The following is a 12,067-nucleotide window of genomic DNA, read 5'->3' as shown; positions in this document are numbered from 1 at the left end:
GATTAGCAATTATAAAGCTATGTGTTCTTTAGAAACTTTAAGCAAATTCTTAGGACTTGGATCTGCATTTGCTCCAAATACTTTTAAAACATTTTGTGATGTTTGAAAGTAATAAATCCAAAGAACAACTAATATTGCAGTAAATGCTAATTCAAGAAGGGTAACTAGAAATCCGCTTGGCCCCACACCAAATCCACGAGTAAACGAGGATATTAAAAAGTAAAAGAAAATAGAAGTAATAGCGATTACAAGCCATTCACTACATAAAGTTTTTACTACCATAGTTGGTGTGTTAGGGCTTCTAGTTTTAGCTACAAAAGCTGTTATTCTTTTGAAAAGAATCCATCCCACAATTACTATAGCAATTAGAGTAACTAACCCAATTAGTACTGTTTCAGTTGTATGAAATCCAATACTACCAGTTAAAAAAGGTATAGTAATTTTGAAAAGTACATATATTAAAACTAAAGCAGTAAAGATATCTAAAATAAAAAATAAAGCCAATAATCCAGACAGACCCAAAATCATCATAATCTCCCAAAAAAATACCCCGATTCCTTCGGGGTATAAAATAAAAACTATTTAGTTTGTGCGAAATATCCAGCACACTCAGGTTGTCTCCAATAGAAGCTTCTAGCAACCTTATTACTATCAAATAGAATCTTAAATTGGCATGACTTTTTAACGCCTTTATCTTCTGTATGGAACAAGTAATCCCATTCAGCAACATTAAAACCTTCAGAGAAGTGTGGAGCACCTACAAGTTGATAAATATCTTGTTTATTTAAACCTGTTTTGATTTCACGTACAGCATGTTTTGGTGGTGTAGAACCAGCAATAAACTCAGTTACATCCGGCCATTTAATTTCAGATTTAGCCATGCCATCTTGAGAAACTTCAGTCATAGTACCGCAAGCAGTTAGACCAAGAGAAAGCATTACAGGTAAAGCTAATTTATTCATATATAGTCCTAGTAAATTTGGGAAATTATAAAATTCGATTATTACACTTTTTTTGTAACAATTGGCTTTAGCAATCAAATTTAAGCAATAACTTCATTTTAGTCAATAAAATCTGCTTAATTTTATCAATATTGCCAACATTTAGGATTGATTTCACATCAACTACCTTTAATTTTTCAAATCCACAGGGATTTATTCCTAAAAAAGGTGATAGATCCATATCAACATTTAAGGCTAATCCATGATATGTATGGCCTCTAGAGACTTTAATACCTAAAGACGCAATCTTAGAGAGGCTTGAATTTTCCGATGGTATATAAACGCCAGGTGCTCCAGGATTTCTCTGTGCATTTGTAATACCTATTTCAGAAAGCGTTTGAATTACACTCTCTTCTAAAAGAGAGACATATTCTTTAACGAAAAGATTTTTTCTGTGCAGATTAATAAGGGGGTATACAACTAATTGACCAGGTCCATGATATGTTACTTGTCCGCCTCTATTAGTTCTTATTACTGGAATTTGATGTGGGTTTAGTACATGTTTTAATTCACCTGCAACACCTAGGGTATAGACTGGGTTATGCTCGACAAACCATATTTCATCTTCAGAATCCACAGAACGAGATTCCGTAAATGATTTCATATCATTAAAGATTTTGAGGTAATCCTGAGGCGAGTCAAATTCTCTAACAACAAGCTTTGTTTCAACAAGATTAGGCATCAAAGTACCATTTTGACTTTTTTATGGGCGTGAAAATCTCTATAAATATTATCAAGTTGTTCCCTTGATACGGCCCTAACCGTAAACGTATATCCGACATACGTCCCTTTAGAGCTTGGTCTAATCTCAACGGTTTCTCTTTGAAAAGTTTTATCGTGACCGAAAACCAATTCTAATAATTCATCGAGTACAGTTTCACCCGCTTCAGCCATAACTTTAATGGGAAAATCGCTAGGATACTCAATCAAAGATTCTTCGGGAGGAATTTCCCGAAGACCTAAATCATTTTCTAAACTCATAGAGCTGCTAAAACTTCATCGTGTGCTTGACGCATTTTCTTATAGATTGGACCAGGTTTGCCGTCTCCTACTGGTTTGCCATCTAATGTAGTAACAGCTGTAACCTCTTTAGAAGCAGAGGAAATCATGATTTCATCAGCTTCGTAGACCTCTTCTTTAGTAATTTTCTTAAGTTCAAATGGTACACCAGCTTTCTGTGCAAGCTCTTCAAATAAGCCAAATCGAATACCTTCAAGTTTAAGATTATCTTTCAAAGGCCCCATAAATTTACCGTCTTTTACAATCCAAAAGTTAGAGCAAGAACCTTCAGTTAATAAACCATCACGGAATTGAATTACTTCATAAACTCCGCTATCAACTGCATGTTGGTTTGCTAGAACATTTCCCAACAATGAAATAGATTTAATGTCGCAATGAAGCCAACGCTTATCATCAAAGCTAACCACAGCAATTCCTTCTTCACGTACTTTTTGAGATGGAGGATTAAATGGCATACTCATTGCAAAAATAGTAGCTGGAACTGGTGGATTTGGAAATGCATGTGTGCGGGCAGCTACTCCACGAGTCACTTGCAGATAAATAAAGTTATAGTCCCATGGTGACTCTTGGATTAATTTTGCAAATAAGTCCTTAAAGAATTGCTCATCTTTTCCTGAATCTAAACCGATTTTCTTCAAGCTTCTCATAAGTCTTGCTACGTGATGTTCCATGCGGAAAGGCTTGCGATTATATGCAGGAACAACTTCATAAATACCATCACCGAAAATAAAGCCCCTGTCTAAAACAGAAATCTTAGCTTCACTGATATTAACCATCTCTCCATTTAAATAGATTGGATAGTCACGATCAACCCCTTGTATCATAGGCATATTCATATTACTTTCCCTTATTTTTAAATTAATACTAAAAAATACTAGTTACTCTATTTAGTAAACGCTTAAAGAAGCCGACCCTTTCAACATCATGAGCTAGAACTAGTTGTTCATTTTTTAGAAACTTACCGTTTAAAACAAATTGAACTTCAGAATACGCTTGTCCTGCGGTTAATGGTGCTTTTAGGTCACTGCTGATTTGAGATAAAACTTGAATATTTGCTTCCTCACCCCTAGGAACCGTAATCACAACTGGCTTAGTAGATTGAAATACAGCTTTTTCACCTTTAGCGTCACGAATTTTATGCTCTACAAATGGTGCGTTCGCTTTAGCATATTCAACATTGACGAAATTTTGAAATGCCCAGTCTATAAGTTGCTTACTAAGTTGCTCACGTTTCTTTATTGATTCCGCACCCATTAATATTGTTAGGATACGTCGATTACCCCTTTTAACTGAAGTAACAAGACAGTATCCAGCTTCGTCAGTATGACCAGTTTTTAAGCCATCAAGACCTTCGATTTTTCCCAATAAACCATTGGTGTTAGTTTGTCGAATCTTACCGTAAGTAAATTCAGGTTGACTAAAGTAATGATAGTACTGAGGGAAGTCAACTATTATGTGTTGAGCTAATACAGATAGATCTCTAGCTGTTGTGTATGTATCTGGAGATGGCAATCCCGTCGGATCTGCAAAATGTGAATTAAGCATATGGAATGCCTGCAAACTCTCATTCATCTCAGTGACAAAAGTATCCACGGTTCCAGATACGGCTTCAGCCAATTGAATAGATGCATCATTCCCCGATTGAACAACCATACCTTGAAGTAGTTCAGAAATTGTGACTTTGTCGTTCACGTTTATAAACATACGAGAACCACCTGTCTTCCATGCCTTTTCAGATACGATGACCTCTTGGTCAAGATTTAATCGTTTGTCCTCAAGAGCTTCAAATACTAAACTTGAAGTCATAAGCTTAGTAAGAGAAGCTGGTGCAACTTTAAGATCAGGATTAAATTGAGCAATAATCTGACCACTTTCCATATCCAGTACAAGCCATGATTTCACATTTAATTCAGGAGACTGAATTCCAGCAATATCAGCCAATGCTGGAGTTGACGGACTAGTTGGAGTTATGCTTGATCTTTCAGAGTGATCTCTAATGGAAGATTTAAGTGGAGTAGTTGGGGTGGCAATAATCTTGCTATCTGATTCATCGGAACTTGAAGATTTACCTTCGAAAAAAGTAGTTATGGCAAAAACCCCAAGTACAAGAATCAATAATATTAATAAAAGTTTTACTGGAGATTTTCTTCTAGCCATAAATCCTCGTTAACCTAAAAAATCATCAATCAAATTTTTAACAATTATAAGTTTACCGTGAAAAAAATGTCCACAATCTGGAATGGTAACGAGGGGTAACTCATAATTTTTTAACCAATCCACAGCCTCATCAAAAGGTATGATTTCATCATCATAGCCATGTACAAGCAAAGTATTTTTAGGCAAATCAATTTCCCTTTTTGCGTACTTCCAAACAGCTACCCCAAGCAGTATTAATGATTTTGGTAATTCAATTTCAGAGTCCTTAATCTCTTGATATAGTTGAGCTGCTACTGCAGAACCAAATGAAAAACCACCAAGCACCCAAGGCTTATCTTTTAATTGAGGATATTGATTTAATATATATTCAACTAAAAACTTCATATCTTCCGTTTCTCCAACAGAATCCGCAAACTCTCCTTCTGAATCACCTACACCCCTAAAATTAGGTCTAAAACTAACCATGCCCTTTGAACAACAAGCACGTGCAAGAGTAGTTGTGACTTTATTGGTTTTTGAACCTTCATGAAGTGGATGCGGATGAAGACATAAGGCCCATCCAGTTACATCGGTTTGATTTATTTCTAAGGGCCAATCGATATCACAATCAATAATGCCCATTGGACTAGGAATTTGTAGTGTTTGTGTTTTCATTTGCTACAGGCTGAGTTTTTAGTATTTCAATTTGAAGAGGTTTAAATTCAACATGCGTATGTTTAGATTGGAAACTGATATCTTTAGGTGAAAAACCAAAATATCCCATACCAAAAATAAACATTAATACATTCAAAACAATAAGCAATAAAATCTTACCCATAAAATTTATCCCTTATTAGAAACATAATATTGAAGCCCGTCCAATACTGTAGTTTCAAGTTCGATGCATTCAACTTGTGCAAGGCCAGCAGCAGTGGACCAATGCGAGCAAATAGAATTAATTTCGTCGACGATAGTTTCTTTAGCCCCACCACTAATAAACACATATGGAACTTGAGTTGTAAGAAACCACAATTTTTGGATTTGTCTAAACACAGCTCCAGCCTGTGCACAGACAACACCTGTTTGTATAGCCGCATGAGTGGTTAAAGGAAAATTAACAATATCACTTGCACTAACAGCCACTTTAGGCAGATGAGCCGTTCCCCTAAAAAGACTATCGAACATCATCTGAAGCCCTGGCAATATTGTCCCTCCAATCAGCTGCTCATTATGCATACAATCAACAGTAGTAGCCGTCCCAAAACTCACATGAATAAGGGCTACATTAGAATCGACCTTCAAATGGTGTGTTAAATGATAGTGTGCACCAATAATACCAAACCAACGATCTACTCCTAGTTGCTTAGTATTTTCGTATAGGTTTTTAATTGAAAATGCTTTCTCTTCCGACTCAAGCCATACAATTGGCTCTTTTTGATTAAAATCTTTAGATTTCTCTAAGTCAAAAGACCTAAACACATTCTCTAAATCTGTGCGAATATTTTCTGTGGCAACGGTAACGCCATATACTTTCGCTATATTTCCATCTCTTGTAATTCTTTCGACAAAGCCAACTAACTTAGCATATTCTTGATTGTAAATAGTGATCTCATTAATTATGGCTTTATCTAAATTCTTTTCAGCCTCAGGATGATTTAGCCAAAAAGCTCTCGCCTTAATACGAGAATTTCCGCTATCGATTAATATGCAAATTTTATCCATCTAACTAGTTCCTAATTTCTTAATAGAAACGTCAACATTTAGCAGAGGTATGATCTGATCATTTGAAAGCCTAACTAATAACTGAGCCTCTTCATTTAAACCAAGGCTCTCTCCAGTAAGCACATATTTTCCTTCTTGATACACATCTATGAATTGCCCTCTCAAAGCGTCCATATCTTCATGAATCTTTTTAAATCGAGCAAATCCTTCAGACTTATAAATATCTAAAGCATTCATCCATGAGCGTGCTATTAAGGACACCAAGTCTGATATAGAATGACTAATTTGTGTTGCATCAAGATGAAGATCTCTGATAACAGAAATCCAGTCAGCAATCGGCCGATCAAGTTGCTTACTTAACTCTTTAGCATGGTTTAGGTTCATGCCCATGCCCACTACTATGACGTTGTGATTAAAATCTATTTTACCAGTGCTAGGACGAGTAACTTCTACCAACAAACCCGATAGTTTTGCTTCCTTGTAGTAAATATCGTTAGGCCATTTCATAGTAAGAAGGTTTGACCCTGGCCCACCTATAGATTTTCTTAAAGCTTCACAAGCCACAATCCCCGCTAAAGGTGCAAGCGTTGCTATCTTATCTGGTGGCAATATCACGTCATACGCACAAGAAAACATCAGTGTATTGCCCTTTAAATTAGACCATTTTTTTCCTTGCCTGCCTTTGCCAGATGATTGATAATGAGCTCCTATCAAAGCTGGTCGAAGAAGCTGAGAATTTGAAGACTTAGCCTCTCTAAGCAGAATAATATTAGTGGAATCTACTTGCTCTTTCCATTCGATACTTTTAAATTCTTTGAGAGCAAGTTTTAAATCAGAAATTATTATTTCTGGATTTGGCAATAAGCTCGTGCTCATCGAGACCTCAGTTCTTCTTACGATCGGAAATATATGGAAGAATTAAGTTAAAGATTTTTTTACTCACGCCTTGATGTAGTGCAAGCCACTGCTTTGCTGTTTTCCCCATGATTTCTAACTGTTCAGGTTGTGAAATAAGAGAATTTGCTAAAACCAAAGCTTGTTGCGTATTTTCAGCTCTGCGTGCAACTCCTTCAATAATTGCATCATTTACAGATTTTTCAAAATTATGTGTATGAGGACCAACTATAACTGGTACACCAGCAGCACAAGCTTCAATATGATTCTGACCGCCAAAATCTCCAAAACTTCCAGCAATTATTGAACAATCAGCCATTCCATAGTAATAGAATAATTCCCCCATCGTGTCGCCAAACAGAACGTCAATTTCATTTAGAGTTTGCTCAGATGGATTGTCTGACTTTCTACTAAATGATAGAGGGGATTTTTTCAAGAGGTGTTCAACCTCAGCAAATCTCTCTGGATGTCTCGGAATAATAATATATAGCGGCAATTGTTCATTTTGTTTATCTTTTTTTAGCTGAACTATGTCTTTAATAAACATTTGTTCTTCACCGTCACGTGTGCTCGCAATAACAACTACAGGACGTTTTAATAAAACCTTTTTTTGCTTACCAAGATCTATTTGATCGTGAGGAATTTTTAAATCAAATTTTAAATTTCCCGTTACTTGAGAATTTATACCAATGCTTTCAAAATGCTGATTATCTAAAAAGCTCTGAGAAAGTATAAGCTTTAAGGACTTATAACTATTTTTTAAAACGCCGCCAAGAGAGTTAACTAATTTAGATGATTTTTCAGAAAATCTAGCACTAACTAATACCATCGGTATATTCAATTGACTGGCATAGTGAACTAAATTAGGCCAGACCTCCCTTTCTATCAAGATTCCACATCTTGGCTTCCAGTGTCCAAAAAATCCCCCTACAGCCTCTGGAAAATCATATGGTATCCAGGCTTGAACCAAACTTCCCTTTGCTATGTCCTCAGAAAATAATTTTGCACCTTGTGCTCTACCAGTATCAGTCATATGCGTAAGTAAGACAGGGAAGCCATTATCGAGTAGTAATCTTACTAAAGGCTGACAGGCTCTAGTTTCCCCTAAACTAACTGCATGAACCCATACTGGTGCATAGATTCTAGGTTTGGAGGTAGAGTATAGACCAAACCTCTCAGGATGATGCATGTCAAAATCGCTACCACGCTTTTTCTTTTTGTTTATTATATAAGAAAAAATAAGTGGTTTAAACATTCTTAACAAACCGTTGTATATCATCCTGCTCATAGCTTACTTCCCTAGAGCTTCATCCAGTTTGCTTAAAACCATAGCTTGACTAGGTGGAACACCAACATCACCCAAACTAGCTGTGTATCCAGATCCAACTACGGGAGTTCGTATTGGAGAGGTACATGTATAAATTCCAATGGTAGGTCGACCAAGTGCCGCTGATAGATGTGTAAGTCCGCTATCAAGACCCACCATTACCTTACTTGAGGCCAGTGTATTTGCTACATCCGTTAAATTCATACGTGGCAATACCTCAGCATCTGGCAAATCTTTAACTAATTCTCTAGCTCTTTCAGTCTCTCTTACACTACCTGAAAATACCCTTATCGGTATTCCATATTCATTTAATCGATTAAAAACCGCATGCCAGGCAGATTCATCCCAAAGTTTCTCATCTGTTGAAGCTGAGGGCATAATAGCAGCAAAATTTTGAACTTGAACATTATTTGTGAAAGCTTGAAGGCCAAAGTCAGGCTCACCCTCAAATTCATATCCAAAGACTTTAGATGCAAGAATTCTTTGACGAGTGACAGCAGTTTGCCAATACTCAATGTTATGTTTAATGTTATAGAACAATGATGCTGGTGACTCTTTCGCAGACTTCCAATTCAACCCGTGTTTAGTACCTTTAGCAAGCCATACTACCCAAGCAGATTTTAAGAGAGACTGCATATCAAGTATGAAGTCATACTTAGTCGATTGAAGTTTATTGATAAATTTTTTTCTCTCCGATCGAGAACGCGATCCAAACCAATCTTTACGCCATCTTCTATGAGCTATTTCAATAATGTCATTAACGGCTGGATGCCAAAGAGGTATTTCACTAAAAGCCTCTTCAACCACCCAATCCATGGTGAAATCTTTAACGTGTTTTTGAATATCTGATATCGCTGGCAATAAGTGAACTATATCACCTAGTGAAGAAGAGCGAACTATCAATATTTTTTTAGTCATAAACTAAAGACCAACAATGGAAAACAAAAATCGTAAAAGTGGATTTATTATAGGTGGCAATATAAACCCAAATGCACCAACCATAACCAATAATAATACTATATACATTCCATAAGGTTCGATTTTTGCTATGTTATAAGATAATCTATCAGGCAGTAGACCTACTAAAACTCTCCCACCATCTAAAGGAGGTATAGGAATTAAGTTAAAAATCATAAGCACCAAGTTAATTTGAACTCCAGCAATAGCCATATCTCTTAAAACGCCAGAATTTAAGCCAAATGAAATTTGAATTTTAAACCATAGGACCCACAAAAAAGCCATAATTAAGTTTGCAATCGGACCAGCTGCTGCCACATAAACCATATGTTTTTTTGGATCTCTTAAAGCCCCAAATCTAACTGGAACAGGCTTGGCCCAACCAAATATAGGAGCACCTAAAGCAGCTAATAACCCTGGCAATATTACGGTACCTATTGGATCTATATGTTTAACTGGATTTAAACTTACTCTGCCTAACATATAAGCAGTCTTATCCCCGAAGAAATTAGCCACATAACCGTGAGCAGCTTCATGTAGGGTAATAGCAAATAGAATTGGTACAGCAAATACGCTAATTATGTATAAAATCTGGTCCATAATTATTAAATCATTATTACAATGGCAAAAAAACCTATTAATTTTAAAGACATATCAATTCTGGCTTGAAAATGCGTGAAAATTGTTTATCATAAATAGTGCTCATATTTCTAACGGTTTCAAATCATGACTACTCAATTAAAACATACTTTAGCTTTATTTTTTGTTGTATTTGCTTTTGCATGTCAACAATACAGACCAATTATTGATTCTTATGGTTTGGATAAAGCCTTGCTTGAACAACATATGGCTGATTGCAGTGCTTTAGCAGATCAGACTGTTAACTATACTTCTAGGATCGATATTGTCGGTGGACTATTAGCTATTGCTTCTACCATTTCAGGTGCAATGGGTGGTGCTATTTTAGATGGCTTTTTAAATAATTGGGGCAGTAAAGGTTATAGCGGTGATCATTGGACTATTGCTGGTGGAGCTGCTGGACTTGCTTCAGGATTAGCTGGTGCACTATCAGTTGGTAGAAATACTAGCCAAAATCCTAGAAAAACCGTAATGGATCAATGTATGGAGAAAAGAGGATACGACATTATCCAATATTAATAAAAAAGGGACCTAAAGGGTCCCTTTATTTCATAGTAAAGATTACTGAGTCACTACAGGATTTCTTAATCTTATATGCAGTTCCCTTAATTGCTTTTCATCTACGGGAGAAGGAGCTTGAACAAGCAAGTCCTGTGCTCTTTGAGTTTTAGGGAATGCAATAACATCTCTGATTGATTCTGCTCCAGCCATCAAGGTTACCAATCTATCAAGCCCAAAAGCCAAACCACCGTGAGGAGGAGCTCCATATTGAAGAGCATCCAACAAGAATCCAAATTTTTCTCTAGCTTCTTCAGGCCCTATTTTTAGTGCTCTAAAAACTTTACTTTGCACTTCTTCTTTATGGATACGTACAGATCCACCTCCAACTTCCCAGCCATTTAGAACCATATCGTAAGCTTTTGCATAAGCTTTAGATGGGTCAGATTCAAGCAAATCCTCATGACCATCTTTTGGACTTGTAAATGGATGATGAGCAGCTGTGTAACGGCCTTCTTCTTCGTCGTATTCAAACATAGGAAAATCAACTACCCATAAAGGCTGCCAACCAGCTTTGAAAAGCCCCTGTTGTTTAGCAAAATCGCTAAGACCCAACTTAACCCTTAATGCCCCCATAGAATCATTTACGATTTTGGCTTTATCCGCACCAAAGAAAATTAAGTCGCCGTCTTGGGCTCCAGTTCTAGTAAGAATCTCATTTAAAGTAGAGTCATCAATATTTTTTACTATCGGGGATTGAAGCCCTTCACGACCAGAAGACACAGAGTTTACCTTAATGTAAGCTAAACCTTTAGCTCCATAAATTCCAACAAATTGAGTGTAATCATCAATCTCTTTGCGGCTTAGAGTAGCACCTCCTGGTACTCTCATAGCAACAACTCTGCCGCCCTCCATATTGGCTGCTGATTGAAACACCTTAAACTCAACATTCTTCATCAGTTCTGTTAGTTCGGTAAATTCTAGGGAAATACGAAGATCTGGTTTATCAGATCCATATCTTCCCATGGCTTCTGACCAACTCATAACTGGAAATGGGTCTGCAAGCTCAATGCCTTTAACCGCTTTAAAAACATGACGCATCATACCTTCAAATATATCTCTAATTTCCAGTTCATTAAGGAAAGAAGTTTCGCAGTCTATTTGGGTAAATTCAGGTTGACGGTCCGCGCGTAAGTCTTCATCACGGAAACACTTAGTGATTTGATAGTATCTGTCATATCCTGCAACCATAAGCATTTGCTTAAATAATTGAGGTGATTGTGGCAATGCATAAAACTGCCCATCATGCACTCTAGAAGGCACTAAATAATCACGTGCACCCTCAGGTGTAGAGCGTGTGAGCATCGGTGTCTCAATATCTATAAATCCAAGTTCATCTAAATATTTTCTAGATTCGATAGCCACTCTATAACGAAGCATCATATTATTTTGCATAACAGGACGACGCAAATCTATAATTCTATGAGTTAGACGAATAGTTTCAGATAGATTTTCATCATCTAATTGAAAAGGAGGAGTGACAGAAGCATTAAGAATTTCTACTTCATTACACAACACTTCAATTTCACCAGAATAAAGATCTTTATTCACAGTGCCTTCAGGGCGATTTCTAACTAGACCAGTCACCCTAATACAGTATTCATTACGGATAGTTTCCGCAATTTTAAAAGCCTCTTGATTATCGGGGTCAAAAACGATTTGAGCCAAACCCTCACGATCACGCAAGTCTAAGAAAATAACGCCGCCATGATCACGACGACGATGACACCAACCGTATAAAGTTACAGTCTTATTTAAATAATCAGTATTTACTTTGCCGACATAGCAAGTACGAGTCATAAAAAAACGCTCC

Annotated in this window: 15 protein-coding genes; 1 reads left to right on the top strand and 14 read right to left on the bottom strand. The window is 36.7% G+C overall.

The window, feature by feature from the left end; all coding sequences use genetic code 11:
- Positions 1-9 precede the first annotated feature (9 nt).
- The 13 genes from TASI_RS00310 to TASI_RS00250 form a co-directional block, all read right to left on the bottom strand.
- Complete coding sequence (locus TASI_RS00310; protein WP_044977858.1) at positions 10-531, bottom strand: hypothetical protein; 522 nt, start codon at positions 529-531, stop codon at positions 10-12.
- Between the two features lie 47 nt (positions 532-578).
- Entirely contained in the window at positions 579-962 is a 384-nt protein-coding gene (locus TASI_RS00305; RefSeq protein ID WP_014110751.1) for an outer membrane protein assembly factor BamE, read from the bottom strand.
- Positions 963-1,029: 67 nt separating this feature from the next.
- Positions 1,030-1,683, bottom strand: coding sequence for a lipoyl(octanoyl) transferase LipB (gene lipB, locus TASI_RS00300; protein WP_014110750.1), 654 nt, complete (start codon positions 1,681-1,683; stop codon positions 1,030-1,032).
- The gene (locus TASI_RS00295) at positions 1,683-1,982 is read right to left on the bottom strand and encodes a YbeD family protein (RefSeq protein ID WP_014110749.1); all 300 of its coding nucleotides are present in this window, start codon (positions 1,980-1,982) and stop codon (positions 1,683-1,685) included. Before TASI_RS00295 ends, lipB begins: the two co-directional genes overlap by 1 nt.
- Positions 1,979-2,857 carry an aminotransferase class IV gene (locus TASI_RS00290; RefSeq protein WP_014110748.1) on the bottom strand — a complete coding sequence of 293 codons (879 nt, stop codon included), beginning with the start codon at positions 2,855-2,857 and terminating at the stop codon, positions 1,979-1,981. The genes TASI_RS00295 and TASI_RS00290 overlap by 4 nt, the downstream gene beginning before the upstream one ends.
- Positions 2,858-2,885: 28 nt before the next feature.
- Positions 2,886-4,178, bottom strand: a complete 1,293-nt coding sequence (locus tag TASI_RS00285; protein ID WP_014110747.1) for a D-alanyl-D-alanine carboxypeptidase family protein — start codon at positions 4,176-4,178, stop codon at positions 2,886-2,888.
- Positions 4,179-4,187: 9 nt separating this feature from the next.
- Positions 4,188-4,832, bottom strand: a complete 645-nt coding sequence (locus tag TASI_RS00280) for an alpha/beta hydrolase (protein WP_044977856.1) — start codon at positions 4,830-4,832, stop codon at positions 4,188-4,190.
- Positions 4,804-4,995, bottom strand: coding sequence for a hypothetical protein (locus TASI_RS00275; protein WP_014110745.1), 192 nt, complete (start codon positions 4,993-4,995; stop codon positions 4,804-4,806). The genes TASI_RS00280 and TASI_RS00275 overlap by 29 nt, the downstream gene beginning before the upstream one ends.
- Positions 4,996-5,000: 5 nt before the next feature.
- Complete coding sequence (locus tag TASI_RS00270; protein WP_014110744.1) at positions 5,001-5,879, bottom strand: type III pantothenate kinase; 879 nt, start codon at positions 5,877-5,879, stop codon at positions 5,001-5,003.
- Positions 5,880-6,755, bottom strand: coding sequence for a biotin--[acetyl-CoA-carboxylase] ligase (locus TASI_RS00265; RefSeq protein WP_014110743.1), 876 nt, complete (start codon positions 6,753-6,755; stop codon positions 5,880-5,882). It lies immediately after the preceding gene.
- Between the two features lie 7 nt (positions 6,756-6,762).
- Positions 6,763-8,061, bottom strand: a complete 1,299-nt coding sequence (locus TASI_RS00260; protein WP_044977853.1) for a 3-deoxy-D-manno-octulosonic acid transferase — start codon at positions 8,059-8,061, stop codon at positions 6,763-6,765.
- Between the two features lie 3 nt (positions 8,062-8,064).
- Entirely contained in the window at positions 8,065-9,018 is a 954-nt protein-coding gene (waaC, locus tag TASI_RS00255) for a lipopolysaccharide heptosyltransferase I (RefSeq protein WP_014110741.1), read from the bottom strand.
- A 3-nt stretch (positions 9,019-9,021) separates the two neighbouring features.
- Positions 9,022-9,657, bottom strand: a complete 636-nt coding sequence (locus tag TASI_RS00250) for a site-2 protease family protein (protein WP_014110740.1) — start codon at positions 9,655-9,657, stop codon at positions 9,022-9,024.
- A 126-nt stretch (positions 9,658-9,783) separates the two neighbouring features.
- Here TASI_RS00250 and TASI_RS00245 point away from each other — a divergent pair, with 126 nt between their 5' ends.
- A complete protein-coding gene (locus tag TASI_RS00245; RefSeq protein ID WP_014110739.1) occupies positions 9,784-10,215 on the top strand; it encodes a hypothetical protein in 432 nt (143 codons plus the stop codon).
- Between the two features lie 42 nt (positions 10,216-10,257).
- On the opposite strand, the gene aspS is transcribed toward TASI_RS00245, so the two are convergent.
- On the bottom strand, positions 10,258-12,054 hold the full coding sequence (gene aspS, locus TASI_RS00240; RefSeq protein ID WP_014110738.1) for an aspartate--tRNA ligase: 1,797 nt from the start codon (positions 12,052-12,054) through the stop codon (positions 10,258-10,260).
- Positions 12,055-12,067: the final 13 nt, after the last annotated feature.

Origin of the sequence: Taylorella asinigenitalis MCE3, from assembly GCF_000226625.1 — a bacterium.
Classification (GTDB): Bacteria; Pseudomonadota; Gammaproteobacteria; order Burkholderiales; family Burkholderiaceae_B; genus Taylorella; species Taylorella asinigenitalis.
The sequence above is the reverse complement of the archived record's forward strand: the minus strand, read 5'-3'. Positions and strand labels throughout refer to the sequence as shown.